The following is a 15,075-nucleotide window of genomic DNA, read 5'->3' as shown; positions in this document are numbered from 1 at the left end:
ACGGACCCGCGCCATGCTCGCGATCGCTCACAGTGAGCTGATCCAGATCTTCCGGAACCGGCTGGTTCTGGTCACCATGCTCGTTCTTCCCGCGGCGTTCAGCGCCTTCTACATCTACCTGCACGACACCGTCCCGGGGCTGGACCTCGGCGCCATCGCGGCGGTACTGGTGTTCCTCGTGGTGACCCTAGGGCTCTACACGACCACGGTGACCACGCTCGCCTCGCGGCGGCAGACCCTCTTCCTCAAGCGGCTGCGATCCACCGCGGCGGGTGACACCGGCATCCTCACCGGCCTGCTGCTCCCGGTCACCGCCATCACGCTGGTCCAGGTGGCCGCGGTCCTCGCCGTACTGGCCGTGGTCGCGGGTGAACCGACTCATGTCCTCCTCCTCGCGGCGGCGGTTCTCTCGACGGTGACGATGATGCTCGGCCTGGGCCTGGCCACGGCCGGGCTCACCAACTCGCCCGAACACGCCCAGGTGACCACGCTGCCCGTCATGGTCGGCACCTTGGCCCTGTCGGGCTGGGTGGGGTTCACCGGCACCGAGGAGCTCACCCTGCTGAAGCGGCTGCTACCCGGCGGCTCGGCCACCGAACTGGTCGCCAACGCCTGGAACGGCGGTACTTCGGTCGCGGACTCCCTGTTCCTCCTGGCACCCACGCTGGCCTGGGTCGTCGTCGCCGTCGCACTCGCCGTCCGGATCTTCCGATGGGAGCCGCGCCGGTAGCACCGCACCGGCCAGCAGGACGCCCGCCGCCAACCGTCATCCCCGGGAGCCGGTCAGCCCTGCGCGCCGGAAGGCCGCCCCGAGGAGGTGGGCGGCCGGGTGCCCTCCGCGATCACCCGCACCGGCGCACCGGTGAAGAAACCGTCGATGTCCTCCAGCGCCTGGGTGAAGTAGGTGCGGTAGTTCTGCCTGGACACGTACCCCAGGTGCGGGGTGAGCACCGTGCGCGGCGCGGTCACCAGGGGGTCGTCCGGCCGCGGCGGTTCGGTGTCGAAGACGTCCAGGCCAGCGCCGCCCAGACTCCCCTCCTGGAGTGCTGCGCACAGCGCCCCGGTGTCGACCAGCCCGGCGCGCGCCGTGTTGACCAGCACGGCGCCGGGTTTCATCGCCGCGAGCTCCGGTGCGCCGATCGTGTGCCGGGACCGGTCGCTGAGCCGCAGGTGCAGCGAGACCACGTCGGAGGTGGAGAGCAGCACGTCCTTGGCGACTGCCTCGACACCCATCCCCGCTGCCCTGTCAGTGTCGAGGTTCTGGCTCCACGCCAGCACCCGCATGCCGAAGGCACGGCCGACCGCGGCGACTCGGCTGCCGATCTTCCCCAACCCCACCAGACCGAGAGTCGAACCCTCGAGCTCCTCACCGAGCGTGCTCTGCCAGCGCCCCTCCCGCACCGCCCGGTCCTCGACGACCAGGTTCCGGCGCAGTGCGGTGATGAGGGCCCAGGTGAGCTCGGCCGGCGGCACTGAGGAGGAAGCCGTCCCGCACACGGTCACCCCGAGGTCCGGTTCGATCGCGCTGTTGGCCATACCGGTCGTGACCACGAGGCGCAGGTCCGGAAGCCGGTCCACCACCGAACGCTTCAACGGGGTCCGTTCGCGCATCAGCACCACCGCCTGGCAACCCTTCAGCCAGTCCACGAGCTGGTCGTCGTCCCGCACCGGTTCCCGGTAGACCGCGAGCTCGATGCCCAGCCCGGAGTCCGCCCAGGGTGCCAGCGAGGCGGCGACCCCTTGGTAGTCGTCCAATATCGCCACTCGAACGCTCATCGCAGTGCCCCTTCAGTCAGTGGAATCCGTTGGCCGGACTACGGCTATACCACAGCGCCACAGGGGCGGGCGTCCCCGCCCCGGGTCTCGCCGGAGGGGCGGCGCATCCACCGTTCGGTGGATGCCGGGGCTCAGTCGTATCCGTGTGAGACCGGGGCCGGACAGGCGATCCGCGTCGGGGCGCCGTTGGCCAGGCTTGTGGGCATGGCGATCATCGAAGCGACAGAGCTCAGCAAGAGGTACGAAGGCCAAGTGGTACTGGACGGCTTCTCCTTCTCTGTGGACGAAGGGGAGATCTTCGGGATCCTCGGCCCCAACGGGGCGGGGAAGACCACCGCCGTCGAGTGCGTGGAAGGCCTGCGGCGCCCCGACTCCGGTCAGGTGCGGGTGCTCGGGTCCGATCCGATCCGGCAGGGCGCGGAGCTGCGCGAGCACATCGGCGTCCAGCTCCAGGACACCCGACTGCCCGAGAACATCAAGGTGTGGGAGGTGCTCGACCTCTACGCCTCGTTCTACGCCAAGCCCCGCGACTGGCGTGAGCTGTTGGAACAGTGGGGCCTCGCGGACAAGCGGAACACGTATTTCGGGAAGCTTTCCGGCGGGCAGCAGCAGCGCCTGTTCATCGCCCTGGCCATGGCCGGTGACCCGAGGGTCGCCTTCCTGGACGAACTCACCAGCGGGCTCGACCCCCAGGCCCGCCGGGCCACTTGGGAGCTGGTCAAGCACGTCCGTGCCGAGGGCGTGACCGTGGTCCTGGTCAGCCACTTCATGGACGAGGTCGAGGAGCTGTGCGACCGGGTCGCGGTCCTCGACCGGGGCCGCCTCGTCGCCCTGGACAGCCCTCAGGGGCTGATCGACGGCGTGGACACCGAGTACCGGATGAGCTTCCAGCTCATGGACGCGAGCGTCCCCGAACCCGCAGGACTGCTGAGGGGCCTCGACGGAGTGACCTCGGTGTCCAGCGCCGAGGGCCGGGTCGTCGTGACCGGGTGGGGCGACTTCGCCACCGACGTCACCTCGGCACTGGCCCGCGAGCGTGTCCTCGTCACCGACCTGCGCATCGACAAGCGCACCCTGGACGACGCCTTCGTCGCCCTTACCGGCCGCTCACTCCAGGCCTGACTGTTCCCCGCAGGCCAGATCCAAGCCGATTGAGGCCGTTCCCACCAGTCCCAGGCCCCGCCGAGCCCGAACCCAACGGAAGGACCGCCGTGACCACCCTCGCCAAGCTCACCACCGTCGAGACCAAGCTGCTGGTGCGTGAACCCGGATCCGTGTTCGCCCTACTCATCCCCCTCTTCATCCTCGTGGTCTTCGGGAGCGCGATCACGGAGGGGGACACCTTCATCATGCCGATGGCCGTGTCGTACGGGATCGCCATGGTCGGCCTCTACCTGCTCCCCACGACCCTGGCCACCTACCGGGAGCGGGGCATCCTGCGCAGGCTCTCGGTGACGCCGGTGCGCCCGAGCAACCTGCTCACCGTGCAGATCCTGCTCCAGCTGGCACTCGCCGTGTTCGCGGTCTCGCTGCTGCTCGTGGTCGGGATCGGGTTCTTCGGCGCCCACGCGCCCAGCGCCGTGTGGTTCCTGGCGGTCTTCGTGCTCGGAACCGCCGCGATGTTCTCCATCGGCCTGCTCATCGCCTCGCTCTGCACCAACGGGCGGTCCGCCAACGGCATCGGCGTGCTGCTCTTCTTCCCGCTGGCCTACCTGGGCGGCCTCATGCAGCCCGTCGAGCACATGCCCGCTATCCTGGCGCCCGCCAGCGGGTACACCCCGTTGGGGGCCCTGCGGCAGAGCCTCCAAGACGTCTGGAGCGGCGTGGTCCCCGCGCCGTTGGCCCTGGTCACCATGGCCGTCTACGCCCTGGTCCTCAGCTTCGCCGCGGCCAGGTTCTTCCGCTGGGAGTGAGTATGGAGACGGTGTCCGCACCCGACCTCGACCTGCGGGAGCGGCGGCTGCGTCGGCTCACGGCCTCCGTGCCCTACGTGCTCCTGGCGGCCTCCTCCGCCCTGACCCTGGTCACCCACGACCTTCCCCTGGCTTGGCACCTGGAGACGCTCGGTCTCGCGGTTCTCGCGGCGGCCCTTGTCTGGACGATGACCGGCCTGAACCCGGAGTGGACCTCCCGCCCGGGGCTGATGGCCGCCTTCGTCGCCGTGCTGATCGTGATGATCGCCGTGCTCAGCACCCGGAGCATCTGGTTCGCGGGCTTCTTCGGGTTCGTCGGCTACGTGTACTCCACACAGTTCCTCCGCGGCTGGTGGAAGCCGGCGGGAGTGACGGCCACCGCCGCGGTCTCCGTCACCGCCTTCATGGGCGGGCTCCCCGAGCCCACACCCTCCTCGGTCGGCGTCCATCTGGTCTTCGTCGCCGCGGTGGCCGTCATGGTCACGGTGTTCAGCCAGGTCGGAGAGGTCACCGCCGAACGCAGCGATGAGCGCAGCCGGGTGGTGGAGCGCCTGCGGGAGTCCATCCGAGAGAACGAAGGCCTCCAGGCCCAGTTGCTGCTCCAGGCCCGGGAGGCCGGGGTGCACGACGAGCGGGAGCGCATGGCCCGGGAGATCCACGACACCCTGGCGCAGGGGCTGGTCGGCATCATCACCCAGCTCCAGGCGGCCGAACGGGCCGAGGCCGGGGCGGCGACCGGGGCCGACCGTACAGCCGAGGTCGGGGCCGGATCTGGGACCGGCGCCGGTGTCGAGTGGCGGCTCCGGGTCGCCAACGCCACCCGCTTGGCCCGCGACAACCTGGCGGAGGCACGCAGGTCCGTGCACGCCTTGGGCCCGGGGCACCTGGAGAGCACTCCGCTGCTCGACGCGCTGTCCGACCTCACCGCCGAATGGTCCCGGCTCAACGGGGTGCGCGCCGACTTCACCGCGACCGGGCCGGAACGCCCCCTGCACGACGAGGTCGAGGCGGCCCTGCTCCGCACCGCCCAGGAGTCCCTGGCCAACGTCGCCAGGCACGCCGGGGCCACCAGGGTCGGGGTGACGCTGTCGTACATGGAGGACCTGGTCGCCCTGGACGTACGCGATGACGGTGTGGGCTTCGCGCCCGGCCCGAACCTCGGGGACAAGTCCGGGACAGAGGACCCTGACGGGGGAGAAGGCACGGGCTGTGGAGCCGACTCGGCCGGGGGAGAGGACACGGGCGGCGGGTTCGGCCTGACATCGATGCGGCAGCGGTTGGCCCGGCTGGCGGGCACCCTGGAGATCGAGTCCGAACCCGGTGCCTGGGCGGCCGTCTCCGCCACCGTTCCGGCCGTTCCGAGGGAGACCCCCGGTGAGTGAAGCCCGTATCCGTGTCCTGGTGACCGACGACCACCCCGTCGTCCGCGACGGCATCCGCGGCATGTTCGACGGCGAACCGGGGTTCGAGGTGGTCGGGGAGGCCGCTGACGGTGCCCGTGCCGTCGAGCTCGCGCGCGCCTTGGAACCCGACGTGGTGCTGATGGACCTGCGCATGCCCGGGATGAACGGCGTCGAGGCCATCCGGGAGCTCACCCGGCTGGGCCTGCCGACCCGGGTCCTGGTCCTCACCACCTACGCGAGCGACAGCGACGTCAGCCCCGCCATCGAGGCCGGAGCCACCGGCTACCTCCTCAAGGACGCGCTTCCCGACGAGCTGGTCCGCGCCGTCCGCCTGGCCGCGCGCGGAGAGACCGTGCTCTCCCCGCTGGTGGCGACCCGCCTGGTCGGCCGGGTCCGGGAACCCGCCGTGCCGCTGAGCGACCGGGAGCTGGAGATCCTCCGGCTCATCGCCGACGGGTCCACCAACCGGGAGGCGGCCGCCCGCCTGTTCATCAGCGAAGCCACGATCAAGACGCACGTCCTGCACGTCTACGCCAAGCTCGGCGTCAACGACCGTGCCGCCGCGGTCGCGGCGGGTTTCCGGCGCGGCCTGCTGGACCCGGGCGGCGGGTGAGCGCGGTTCCGGCAGACCGCCCGCCCGGCTCAGGTGTTCTGCGGGGGAAAGGAGAAGCCGATCGGTGGCGGACGGAGCCGGACCAGTGGTCGGCCAGCACCCTCGAGGACAGGCGCGTGGTCATTGGCGCTGGTCAGAGCGGGAACCCGGCCTGGAAGGCCGCTTCGCCGAGGGATTCGGCCTGGGTGTGGGCGAAGAGCAGGGTGGCGCCGACGGCCACGGCGGGCCAGGCCCACCACCGGCGCGGCGCCCGGTGGCGTCCCCGGGTTGGGGTGGTCAGTTGAGTGGGGGAGGGCACGGTAGCTTCCCGGGCCCGCTGTGCCTGCCGGGCCTTCTGTCCGGCCCGTTCGCGGCGTTGGCGGGTGACCTCGGCCCAGTGCGGGACGGCGTGGTGCTGGAGCGTGTAGGCGAGGTGGGGGTTGCCTTCCATCTGGCGCAGCAGCCGTTCCTGCCGCTCCTGGTGGGACTCGGGCGGGGCGGCCGACTGGCGGTTGCTTCCGGGGCGGGAGAAGCGCCGGCCCCGGGGCGCGGCCAGCCGCTGGCGCACCCCGGGACCCACCTGGTGCGGGGCGGTCACCGGGAGACCTCCGGGAGGGTGAACTCGGCCCAGGTGACGGTGCCCAGGCCTCCGCAGAAGGGGAAGTCCAGTACCGAGCGGGTGCCCCACCGGGCGGCGAGGTGGCCGATGAGCAGCAGCCCCCGGCCGCGTTCGGCCTGCTGCCACTCCTCGACCGTGTGCTGCGGGGTTTCCGGGGCCTGGAACTCGGCACGGTCGGTGCGCATCCCGTCATCGATGATCGCGACCTGAACCGTGGTGGCGGTGGGCATGTGCAGGGTGCGGATCACCCGCCCCTCGACGTCCTGCCCCGAACGCGAATGCGCGCAGGCGTTGGCGAACATCTCGCTGGCACAGAGCACCATGTTCTCGGCGGTCTCGCTGGTCTCTGTGGGCAGTCCGGCCAGGTGGTGCAGGTCGGTGGCCAGGTCCGCGCGCACCCCGCTGGTCTGGGCCAGGTCGCCCGGGTAGAGGCGGGAGGGCCAGCGGCGTCCGGCGTAGCCGTGTGTGGGGGTGAGGATGTTTGGCACAATGGTCATGTCGGCAGCTCGCTTTCGTTGAAATGGGTGTTGGTTGTCGGCCTGCTCTGGGGGTGTTGGTGCACCCGCCAGAGCTTTTTTCTTGAGTGCTGATGAGCCGCGTGCCCGCCGGGCCTCGGGGACAGGGTTCTAGGGCGCGGGCGGATTGCCGGTCCCCAGGAGGCGGTGACCGAGCAAGCGAAGGAGTTCGCGGCGGGTGGGCGCGGTGATCAACTCGAAGGGGTCGCCTTCGCCTGTCCAGCCGATCGGGCGGCGGGCCACGTAGGTCTCGTGGGGCGGTGGGCCCTCGATGGTCAGGGTCCACTGCTTGTGGAGCAGCGGGCACAGGACGTGCTCGGGGATGGGCAGCTCGCCCTCGGCGGGCGGGCTCGCCTGCGAGGGCAGCGGAAGGCGGCCCCCGTCACCGCCGACCGTCCGGGCCGTGCTGGGCGGGTCGGGGTGATCGGCGATGGCCTGGTCGATCAGCAACGTGGCCAGTTCGGCGTCGTTCTGCTCGTGGGCGATGCGCAGCGCTTCCCGGATCAGGGGCAGGCGGCCGCGCAGGGTGTGGGAGTGCCACCCGGCCAGTTGGGACGGGGACAGGTGCGCGGGTGGCTGCAGGGCTTCGTCGATGACGGTGTGCAGGTCCCTGGTGTGGATGTCGTGCATCAGGCGGCCACCCCCAGGCGCTGCAATCCGGCCAGGACCGCGTGGAGGACCTCCAGGGGTGCGGTGTCCAGCGGTCGGCGGGGTGCGGGGATGAGCGGCGGGCGCGGAGAGCGGGCGGGCCGCGCTTCGGAGTGGCTGCGGGGGTTGGCGGCAAAGGCGCGGACTCGTCCTGCCCTGCGGGGGCGACGGCGGCACATCGCTTCGGAAGCCAACCAACGCACGTGCGCCAGCTCGGACAGGTTCAGGTATCGCGGCATGGCGCGGGCTCCTGGAACTCGAATGCCGCTGGATGAGGGCGGCATAGACGAATGCGAATAACCATGATGCGATACGTGCAATGCTTTTCACAAGATGTGATTCGCATCTGGGTGATATGTCTGATTCCCGTTGCCTGGCCTATGATCAGGCAGGCCAGGAGGTGACACATGGTGGCCGACAGCCGGTACAGTCCCAGCGCCAGAAGGCGCCGACTGTCCGCTCTGCTCCGACGCATGCGTGAGGATCGCAACCTCAAGATCGAAAGCGTGAACAAGCAGTTGGGCTGGTCCAGCGGCAAGCTCTCGCGCATGGAGCGCAACGAGTGGAAGCTTCCGAGCGTCCGCGATATGAAGGACCTCGCCGAGGTCTACAAGCTGCCCGACGAGATGCGAGATGCCATCGTGTCTCTGGCGAGTGAATCCCGCTTGCGAGGCTGGTGGATCGACTTCAAGGACGTCCTCAGAGGCGGCCTGGCTGACTTCGAAACTGGTGCCTCGATGATCCGCACCTATGAAGCCTTGCTGATCCCTGGGCTACTCCAGACCCCCGAATACGCTGCTGCGGTACTGCGTGGTGGCCGAGTGCTGAGCGATGACGACATTGAGCGCAAGGTCGCGGGTCGCATGAAACGGCAGGAGATCCTCGCTGCGGAGGCTGCACCACGCGTGTGGGCGGTGATCGACGAGGCCGCGCTACGCAAGAGAATCGGCGGGCCTGAGGTGATGGAGGACCAGGTCCGGCACCTCATCGCTATTGCCGAGCGGCCGAACATCGACATTCAGGTGCTCCGAGACGAGGTGGGCTCTCACGCCGCGACGGACGGGGCTTTCCTCATCTTGGACTTCCCAGACCCAGCCGACCTACCCCTGGTGTACATAGAGACCGCGACCGAGGACCTGTACCTGGAACAGCCCGAGGCGATCCAGCACTACGTCGGCATCTTCGGCCATATCTGTAGCTCGGCGGAGTCACCTGAGGCTACGGTCCGGTACCTGGAATCTCTCATCTAGCAAGGACGACCATGCATTCATCCATCGACCTGCACTTCCGGAAGTCGTCCTACAGCGGTTCCGGCGACAACTGCGTCGAGGTCGCCGATCTCCTGGACGGTGCGGCTGTACGCGACACCCAGCACCGGGAGGCCGGTCACCTGTCCTTCCCCGGCCAGGAGTGGGCGGCGCTGATCCACGCCGCATGCACCGACCGGTAGGGCAGACGAGGGACGAGGGCCCCGACCGTTGGCATTCGTGCTGGTCGGGGGCCACTGTATTTATCCAGTAGACACGGCACACCTGGCCATTCGGAACGGCAGCAGGCTTCGCTGACCGCGGGTGGTCGGGGGTTCGGGACGTTTTCCTCCCCACCTGCCCTCGCCATCGCACTTCGGAGGCGGTACCGAATCGGACCGCTACGGCCTCCGGCATTGGAGGGCGGGACTGGTTCGAGCCGTCTACGGGTGGGGCCAGCTGCGTCGTTGTAGCCACAAGCGGGGGTGAGGGACGGCCGGCTCTGATGTCTTGGGAACGGTGAACCTCGGTAGGAAAAGATCCTGCCGAAGTTGAACAAGAGCTGAGTTCGTTCAGCCGATCGGAGCATCCCAGGAGGCAGACCAAGTTTCAGGGCCGACGATCCCATCGACCGTGAGCTCCATCTCTTCCTGGAACGCCAGGCACACTGCCTGAGACTGAGCCCCGTAGGCACCATCGACCGCGCCGATGTTCCACCCTCGGTAAGCCATCTGGCTCTGCCAGACGGACACACTGGTGTGAGTGGTCACGGTCGGGTAAGAGCGCGAGATGTCGGGATGCAGGCTCGCTGGCTGGTGCCGGAAGTAGAGTCCGGGCCATGTCCAGTCCACTGGTTCGGTTACGGGTTCGGTCCAAGCAGCGTTCCACGTCTGCTCACCCACGATCCCGTCCACGTCCAACGCCTTCTCTGCTTGAAACAAACGGCAAGCGAGCTGGCTCCGGTTGCCGTAAACACCGTCGGCATCGAGCCTCCACCCGCGCGTGACCATCTGTTCCTGCCACACCTGGACTGAGTCGTGTTCGGTCGGGGGTGGGTTCGTGAACTCCACACCGGGCCACTCGGGAGGCTCCGCTGCTTGTGCGACTCTGATGTGTGCATCCGGTGCCGGGCCGGACTCGGTGGTGGTACCGTCCGGCTGGAAGGACCCGTCCTCGACGTAGAGGCGCAGACTGCCTGGACACAGGGTTTCTTCCTCCATGTCCGGGATATCCCCGTGGCCGATGATGTCGTCGGCGTTAGCACCCAAACCTTCCAGGTGGGCGATGACACGACGCACCGCAGGAATGAGAGGTGGTGTCGTGCCGGGGATGAGCACGGCCCCGTCGAAGATACCGACCAAGCCGCAGATAGCGTAGTAGGTGGCGTTGCCGAAGTCGGTACCGTTCGCACCCGACTGGTACTCGTAACCGCGGCCGATGTAAATGTAGCCGTGCCGACAGACGAGGTAGTTGTACGCGATGTCGTCATAGAGGTCGTTCAGGTGATCTTCCTGGATCCCGCGTACGTACTCGTCGCAGTTGCTGTGCAAGATGGGCAGGGGCCAGACCGAGGCTGTGTAGTGGATCGCGATGCCCGGTGAGCTATCGATGGGTCCGTTGCTGCTCGGGTCTCCGTCTGGGTCTGCGTCCCAGTCTTGCCGGGTGACGACGTCCTCGCCGGTGATCTCATCAGCCTGTGCGGATAGGTTCATAATGCGACGTCCTCCAAGGGATCGAGCAACCTGATATTGCCATTTTCGGGTAACTAGCTGAAGGGATGGTTCCTCATCAGGTGTTTTGTTTTCGGCTTCGCCGTCGGCGTCCTCTCGTTTCTGCTGGTGGGTGGTATTGCGATCTACGCCTTCCCCTCTGAGCCCGGGGTTGAGCAAAAAGACTCCGGGGCTGATGCGCTGCGGTTCGGTGATTTCTTCGACTACCGGACAGACTCGATGGGGCCGGGGGAAGCGATCTCCCACACTGTGACGTCAGTGCGGATGAGGGACGCGCAAGAGGGGCAAGCGCACGCCTTCGAATTCACACTCGGAACCGTCAACAACTCTGATTCCCATGTAGAGGGACAGTACCCGGATGTCTATTGCGAAAACGAGGACGAACGTCACTTGGTTTTGACACGGGAGATGGCCCGAGGAGGCGATTACCCTGCGGGACTGGAGCCACAGGTAGGAACTCTCGGATTGACCATGGACCTCACCTGCGAATTCTCCGAGGCGATCTACCCCGAGGAACTCGTGATCACTCTGGAACGGGAGGACGGGGAAGCCGCGTTCATCGACCCCATGAGTGTGGTGGACCGGATCAAGTGGCGGCACGACTTCGAAGGTTGACCAGCTCCCGGGACGGCAGTCGGGTGGGGGTCAAGATTCCCAGGAATATTCACGCCTGGGAATAAGAGGTCCAGCCCGGGGAGGGGCAGAAGCCGGTGAAGTCGGAACAGGTCAGGCCGTGTCGGATACCTGCCGCCCTGGGGCGCCCGGGAGGGTGTCCGGTAGGGGTTCGGGCTCGGTGCTGAGCTCGTGGATCGAGGTCCTCTCGAGGTGGGAGCGCTCGACCTTGCACCGGGGAGCCCGTATGGAGCTCTTCCGAGGTGGACCGCACACGAAAACCCCAGGCCCGAGCGGCTATCAATACGCTCTGACCTGGGGTTTCTTCGGTAGGGCCCCGGGGGATCGAACCCCGAACCCGCGGATTAAAAGTCCGCTGCTCTGCCAGTTGAGCTAAGGCCCCACGAGGGCACTGGGCCCGTCGCCGGGACAACTCTACCGCAGTGGTAAGGCGGTCGCAGAGCAACCGCGGGTGGACGGGTGAGAAGACCGGGAGGCCCGCGGCTGTAGGGGTTCTATCGTGAGAGGCGCAAGGGCGTGAGCAGGGGTTGGCGCTCCGCAGGTGGCCGCCGCCTCAGGGCGTGCCGAGCGCGTCACTTTGGTGTGGGGGCGCGGTGTTGGTGTACTCGGACGAGCCGACCGCAAGGAGTGAGATGATCACCGAACGCCAGCAGGACGTTCTCCGCAAGCCCTCGTTCGGGCATGTGGCCACCATCGGCCCCAAGGGGGAGCCGCAGAGCAGCCCGGTCTGGGTCGACTGGGACGGCGAATACCTCAGGTTCAGTCAGACCACCACCCGGCAGAAGCTCCGCAACCTGGAGCGGGACGGGCGGATCTCGGTCTCGGCCACGGACCCCGACGACCCCTATATGTACGTGGAGGTCCGCGGGGTGGTGGACCGGGTGGAGGACGACCCGGAGAACGAGTTCATCGACGCGATGGCGCAGAAGTACATCGGCGAGCCCTATCCGTGGGGCAGCCCCGAGGAAAAGCGTGTGGTCGTGTGGGTCCGCCCGACCCACGTCAGTGGCCGCTGACGCGGGCCGCTAGACGGCAGCCCCGGAGCACGGAGGGCCCGGTCCCGGTTGGGGCCGGGCCCTTCTCCTGGGGAACGAAACAGTGAGAAAATTTGCACGGCATGCAATTATTAGTCGTGTGCTGGGAGGATCCATGGGGCTACGGGAGCGCAAGAAGCGGGCCACGCGCCGTGCACTCCAGGAGGCCGCGGTGCGGCTCACGCTGGAGCGCGGCTTGGAGAACGTGACGGTGGAAGAGATCGCGGCCGACGCCGACGTCTCCCCCCGCACCTTCTTCAACTACTTCGCGACCAAGGAGGACGCGCTGCTTGGCGACGTGCCGACGGCCCCGGACGAGCTGGCGCGCGAGACGTTCGTCGAGGGCGGTCCCACCGGCGAGTTCACCGAAGACCTCGTCACCCTGCTCGTCGCCACCCTGATCACCTCCGACGACCTCGCCACGCAGCGTGCCGACATGGCGCAGCGCAAACAGCTGATGGACCGCGAGCCCCAGCTGTTGCCCGGTCTGCTCCACCGGTTCCACACCGTGGAGCAGGGCATGGCCGGGGCGATCGCCGAACGCGCCGGGGCGCCCGCCGACGACGAGCGTTCCCTGCTGGCGGCGGCGGCCGCGATGTCCGCCATGCGCCACGCGATGAAGCGCGTCCCCTACGGGGGCGACGCGGGGGCCGGGGAGGTGCGGGAGCGGCTGCGGACGTCGTTTCGGATGCTGGGTGAAGCGTTCGCGCCGAAGATCGCCGGCTGAACTCCGCCGACAGCCCCGCCGCCCCGATCCCTGGTGCCCCAACCCCGCTCAACCGCCCCCAACCCCGACATCCCTCTCAACCCCCGTACCTCCCGCATCGCGCGAGGCACGGTCCTCATCCGTTGTCCAGGGCGACCGGATGTGCCCCACGCCTCAGGAACGACACATGCTCCCCATCCGTCGAAAGCGGGCAAGGGCCCGCGCAACCCGGCAGCCCGTTCCTGGTTCGGGGTGGATGTCAGGGGTCGCCCAGGGCTCTCCCCGATGGGAATCGTCGTCGGCAACGGGCATGGTGGAGATATGAGCGAGAACTTCAAGAGCAAGCGGCTCCAGCGCAGTGAATCCGACCGTTTCCTGACCGGTGTCTGCGGGGGCATCGCCGACTACACCGGCCTGGACTCCACCCTGATCCGTGTTCTCTTCGCGGTCTTCACGCTGTTGGGCTTCAGCGGCATCCTCGTCTACATCCTGGCCTGGCTGCTGATGCCTGCGGCGAGTGAGCGCCGTTCGCTGATGGAACAGATCATCCGCAACTTCCAAGGAAAGCCGAGTGAGAACTGATGTGGACTCTGCGAGCACACCCTGAGTGGCGGCGCCGTGAGCTGTGCGCCCCGCGGGAGGAACGCGAGGCCGATGAGGCCTGCGAACCGCCCGCGGAGTGTGCCGCGGAGCGCTGACCGCGGCACCACGGCCGCGGAGCGTTCCTAGGAGGCCGTCTCCGACTCTGTCTGCGCCATCCGGGCGGCGACGTCACCGGACATCCGGGACCAGGGGACGGCGAGAGCCACCGCGGAGAGCAGGGCGAGCAGGCCCGCACCGACGATGACGGTGCTGGTGCTCGTGATCTCCACGAAGAAGCTGGACAGCAGGATGCCGATGCCTTGGGCGGCCTGCAGGCCCGAGGCAACCAGTCCGAAGGCCAGACCGCGGCCCTCCTTCGGCACACAGAGGACGAAGGCCGCGTTGGCCACGAACTGGTAGGAACCGAAAGCCCCGCACAGGGCGAGCGCACCGATCATCAGCCACAGCGGTATCGGAAATACCCAGAGCAGCAGCGGAACACAGGTGAGGATCGCGAGCGGCCCGAGCAGCCGGGTCCTGGTCGGGGGCGCGACCAGCCGGGTGAGAACGAAGCCGCCGACGAATGCGCCGATCGCCTGTCCGGCCATGATGAATCCGGCCGCGGTCGGCCCGGCCCCAGCCTCGGCCGCCATGGGATTGGCCAGGCCGTAGGGCACCGAGTACAGGCCCGCGAGCCAGGCGAGCAGGGCGAGTACACGCAGCTTGGGGTCGCTGAACACGAGCTTGGCGCCGTCCCGGGTCACAGCCCACAGGCCCGGGTGCTTCTCGTCGTCCTGCTCCCTGAGCGGAGCGGGACGGGCCGTGACTCCGAACCGCAGGATCAGCGCGGACAGGACGAAGAGCAGCCCCGTCGACATCAGGGTGATGCTGGGGCCGATCAGAGAGACGATCACACCGCCCGCGATCAGTCCGAGGAGCATTCCGACCTGCGAAGTCAGCTGGATGATCGCCGTGCTGGCCACGTAGCGCTCGCCCTGGATGATCTGGCTCAGCAGTGCCGCCCTGGCGGCCGCGAACGGGAGCGACGGCAGGATCGACAGGAACAGCAGCGCCCAGATCAGCCAGATCGGCAGCCCGGGGATTCCGACGGCGACGATGAGAACGGCTCTGATCATGTCGCAGACCACCATGACCCGGCGTCTGGGCAGGATGTCGGCGAGCCCGGAGAACAGGGGACCGGCGAGGATCGGGGGCAGGAACATCACGGCCAGCGTGATTCCGGCAGCGAAGGCCGAATCCGTCAATTGGTAGACCAGAACACTGGACGTGATGTTCAGCAGATTGGTACCGAACATGGTCAGGGCGTGGGCCAGCCACATGGAGCGGAACTCGCCGATCGCCATGACGTCGCGGTAGCTGCTACGCCATTCGTCGTCCTGTGCTGTCGAGGATTCGTGGTCTCCGTTGTCAGGAAATCGGTCGAGGTTCGGATTTCCCACCGGACTCTCCCTACTGTTACACGGTTGAAATCACGGTGTGTCGTGTCCCAATGACCAACGGTTCCGGAAGAGTGCTTGGCTGGCAAGCCGGTTGGGTAGATTCGTGTCTGATTCGTTGCTGCGGGTAATGATGTCCGAGTCTATTCGATGGTGCTTGCGGGGTCCGGTGTTCGGATTGTTTTCCCTGGTGGATGGAGAGTTCTCCGGCCGCCTGGGG

Annotated in this window: 18 protein-coding genes and 1 tRNA gene; 11 read left to right on the top strand and 8 right to left on the bottom strand. The window is 67.9% G+C overall.

Annotated elements, in window-relative coordinates:
* The first annotated feature begins 13 nt into the window (after nucleotides 1-13).
* On the top strand, nucleotides 14-730 hold the full coding sequence (locus ACYVD1_RS10255; RefSeq protein WP_460770642.1) for an ABC transporter permease: 717 nt from the start codon (nucleotides 14-16) through the stop codon (nucleotides 728-730).
* Between the two features lie 53 nt (nucleotides 731-783).
* On the opposite strand, the gene ACYVD1_RS10250 is transcribed toward ACYVD1_RS10255, so the two are convergent.
* Nucleotides 784-1,776 (bottom strand): D-2-hydroxyacid dehydrogenase family protein, encoded by a 993-nt coding sequence (locus ACYVD1_RS10250; protein ID WP_460770639.1) that lies wholly within the window; start codon nucleotides 1,774-1,776, stop codon nucleotides 784-786.
* Between the two features lie 204 nt (nucleotides 1,777-1,980).
* Between ACYVD1_RS10250 and ACYVD1_RS10245 the strand changes: the two genes are divergently transcribed.
* From ACYVD1_RS10245 to ACYVD1_RS10230, 4 genes are all read left to right on the top strand, one after another.
* Nucleotides 1,981-2,898, top strand: a complete 918-nt coding sequence (locus ACYVD1_RS10245; RefSeq protein ID WP_460770637.1) for an ABC transporter ATP-binding protein — start codon at nucleotides 1,981-1,983, stop codon at nucleotides 2,896-2,898.
* Between the two features lie 89 nt (nucleotides 2,899-2,987).
* A complete protein-coding gene (locus ACYVD1_RS10240) occupies nucleotides 2,988-3,689 on the top strand; it encodes an ABC transporter permease (protein WP_460770635.1) in 702 nt (233 codons plus the stop codon).
* 2 nt (nucleotides 3,690-3,691) lie between these two features.
* Nucleotides 3,692-5,071 carry a sensor histidine kinase gene (locus ACYVD1_RS10235; protein WP_460770633.1) on the top strand — a complete coding sequence of 460 codons (1,380 nt, stop codon included), beginning with the start codon at nucleotides 3,692-3,694 and terminating at the stop codon, nucleotides 5,069-5,071.
* Nucleotides 5,064-5,705: a response regulator gene (locus ACYVD1_RS10230; protein ID WP_460747853.1), complete on the top strand. Its 642-nt coding sequence runs from the start codon at nucleotides 5,064-5,066 to the stop codon at nucleotides 5,703-5,705. Before ACYVD1_RS10235 ends, ACYVD1_RS10230 begins: the two co-directional genes overlap by 8 nt.
* Nucleotides 5,706-5,838: 133 nt before the next feature.
* On the opposite strand, the gene ACYVD1_RS10225 is transcribed toward ACYVD1_RS10230, so the two are convergent.
* From ACYVD1_RS10225 to ACYVD1_RS10210, 4 genes are all read right to left on the bottom strand, one after another.
* The gene (locus tag ACYVD1_RS10225) at nucleotides 5,839-6,282 is read right to left on the bottom strand and encodes a hypothetical protein (protein WP_460770631.1); all 444 of its coding nucleotides are present in this window, start codon (nucleotides 6,280-6,282) and stop codon (nucleotides 5,839-5,841) included.
* Nucleotides 6,279-6,800, bottom strand: coding sequence for an ATP-binding protein (locus ACYVD1_RS10220; protein ID WP_460770628.1), 522 nt, complete (start codon nucleotides 6,798-6,800; stop codon nucleotides 6,279-6,281). The genes ACYVD1_RS10225 and ACYVD1_RS10220 overlap by 4 nt, the downstream gene beginning before the upstream one ends.
* A gap of 129 nt (nucleotides 6,801-6,929) precedes the next feature.
* Entirely contained in the window at nucleotides 6,930-7,448 is a 519-nt protein-coding gene (locus ACYVD1_RS10215) for a hypothetical protein (protein ID WP_460770624.1), read from the bottom strand.
* The gene (locus ACYVD1_RS10210) at nucleotides 7,448-7,705 is read right to left on the bottom strand and encodes a hypothetical protein (protein ID WP_460747849.1); all 258 of its coding nucleotides are present in this window, start codon (nucleotides 7,703-7,705) and stop codon (nucleotides 7,448-7,450) included. Before ACYVD1_RS10210 ends, ACYVD1_RS10215 begins: the two co-directional genes overlap by 1 nt.
* A 168-nt stretch (nucleotides 7,706-7,873) precedes the next feature.
* Between ACYVD1_RS10210 and ACYVD1_RS10205 the strand changes: the two genes are divergently transcribed.
* Both ACYVD1_RS10205 and ACYVD1_RS10200 read left to right on the top strand, forming a co-directional pair.
* Complete coding sequence (locus ACYVD1_RS10205) at nucleotides 7,874-8,716, top strand: helix-turn-helix domain-containing protein (RefSeq protein ID WP_460747848.1); 843 nt, start codon at nucleotides 7,874-7,876, stop codon at nucleotides 8,714-8,716.
* Nucleotides 8,717-8,727: 11 nt separating this feature from the next.
* A complete protein-coding gene (locus ACYVD1_RS10200) occupies nucleotides 8,728-8,916 on the top strand; it encodes a DUF397 domain-containing protein (protein WP_460747847.1) in 189 nt (62 codons plus the stop codon).
* A 369-nt stretch (nucleotides 8,917-9,285) separates the two neighbouring features.
* Here ACYVD1_RS10200 and ACYVD1_RS10195 read toward each other — a convergent pair whose 3' ends face one another.
* Entirely contained in the window at nucleotides 9,286-10,689 is a 1,404-nt protein-coding gene (locus tag ACYVD1_RS10195) for a peptidoglycan recognition protein family protein (RefSeq protein ID WP_460747846.1), read from the bottom strand.
* Between the two features lie 219 nt (nucleotides 10,690-10,908).
* Between ACYVD1_RS10195 and ACYVD1_RS10190 the strand changes: the two genes are divergently transcribed.
* Nucleotides 10,909-11,058, top strand: coding sequence for a hypothetical protein (locus ACYVD1_RS10190; protein ID WP_460747845.1), 150 nt, complete (start codon nucleotides 10,909-10,911; stop codon nucleotides 11,056-11,058).
* A 327-nt stretch (nucleotides 11,059-11,385) separates the two neighbouring features.
* On the opposite strand, the gene ACYVD1_RS10185 is transcribed toward ACYVD1_RS10190, so the two are convergent.
* Nucleotides 11,386-11,458, bottom strand: a tRNA-Lys gene (locus ACYVD1_RS10185).
* Between the two features lie 250 nt (nucleotides 11,459-11,708).
* On the opposite strand from ACYVD1_RS10185, the gene ACYVD1_RS10180 reads away from it, so the two are divergent.
* The 3 genes from ACYVD1_RS10180 (at nucleotide 11,709) to ACYVD1_RS10170 (ending at nucleotide 13,398) form a co-directional block, all read left to right on the top strand.
* A complete protein-coding gene (locus tag ACYVD1_RS10180; protein WP_460770621.1) occupies nucleotides 11,709-12,092 on the top strand; it encodes a PPOX class F420-dependent oxidoreductase in 384 nt (127 codons plus the stop codon).
* 133 nt (nucleotides 12,093-12,225) lie between these two features.
* Nucleotides 12,226-12,837 carry a TetR/AcrR family transcriptional regulator gene (locus ACYVD1_RS10175; protein ID WP_460770619.1) on the top strand — a complete coding sequence of 204 codons (612 nt, stop codon included), beginning with the start codon at nucleotides 12,226-12,228 and terminating at the stop codon, nucleotides 12,835-12,837.
* 300 nt (nucleotides 12,838-13,137) lie between these two features.
* Nucleotides 13,138-13,398, top strand: a complete 261-nt coding sequence (locus tag ACYVD1_RS10170) for a PspC domain-containing protein (RefSeq protein WP_460770616.1) — start codon at nucleotides 13,138-13,140, stop codon at nucleotides 13,396-13,398.
* A gap of 143 nt (nucleotides 13,399-13,541) precedes the next feature.
* Here ACYVD1_RS10170 and ACYVD1_RS10165 read toward each other — a convergent pair whose 3' ends face one another.
* Entirely contained in the window at nucleotides 13,542-14,858 is a 1,317-nt protein-coding gene (locus ACYVD1_RS10165) for an MFS transporter (RefSeq protein ID WP_460770613.1), read from the bottom strand.
* Nucleotides 14,859-15,075: the final 217 nt, after the last annotated feature.

The organism is Nocardiopsis nanhaiensis (assembly GCF_054778635.1).
Note: the sequence above shows the minus strand (reverse complement) of the source record. Positions and strands in the feature narration are given on the sequence as shown.

Coding starts and splice junctions, on each gene's coding strand:
- ACYVD1_RS10255 (WP_460770642.1), top strand. CDS start 14: ATGCTCGCGATCGCTCACAGTGAGCTGATCCAGATCTTCCGGAACCGG.
- ACYVD1_RS10250 (WP_460770639.1), bottom strand. CDS start 1,776: ATGAGCGTTCGAGTGGCGATATTGGACGACTACCAAGGGGTCGCCGCC.
- ACYVD1_RS10245 (WP_460770637.1), top strand. CDS start 1,981: ATGGCGATCATCGAAGCGACAGAGCTCAGCAAGAGGTACGAAGGCCAA.
- ACYVD1_RS10235 (WP_460770633.1), top strand. CDS start 3,692: ATGGAGACGGTGTCCGCACCCGACCTCGACCTGCGGGAGCGGCGGCTG.
- ACYVD1_RS10220 (WP_460770628.1), bottom strand. CDS start 6,800: ATGACCATTGTGCCAAACATCCTCACCCCCACACACGGCTACGCCGGA.
- ACYVD1_RS10215 (WP_460770624.1), bottom strand. CDS start 7,448: ATGCACGACATCCACACCAGGGACCTGCACACCGTCATCGACGAAGCC.
- ACYVD1_RS10210 (WP_460747849.1), bottom strand. CDS start 7,705: ATGCCGCGATACCTGAACCTGTCCGAGCTGGCGCACGTGCGTTGGTTG.
- ACYVD1_RS10205 (WP_460747848.1), top strand. CDS start 7,874: ATGGTGGCCGACAGCCGGTACAGTCCCAGCGCCAGAAGGCGCCGACTG.
- ACYVD1_RS10200 (WP_460747847.1), top strand. CDS start 8,728: ATGCATTCATCCATCGACCTGCACTTCCGGAAGTCGTCCTACAGCGGT.
- ACYVD1_RS10180 (WP_460770621.1), top strand. CDS start 11,709: ATGATCACCGAACGCCAGCAGGACGTTCTCCGCAAGCCCTCGTTCGGG.
- ACYVD1_RS10175 (WP_460770619.1), top strand. CDS start 12,226: ATGGGGCTACGGGAGCGCAAGAAGCGGGCCACGCGCCGTGCACTCCAG.
- ACYVD1_RS10170 (WP_460770616.1), top strand. CDS start 13,138: ATGAGCGAGAACTTCAAGAGCAAGCGGCTCCAGCGCAGTGAATCCGAC.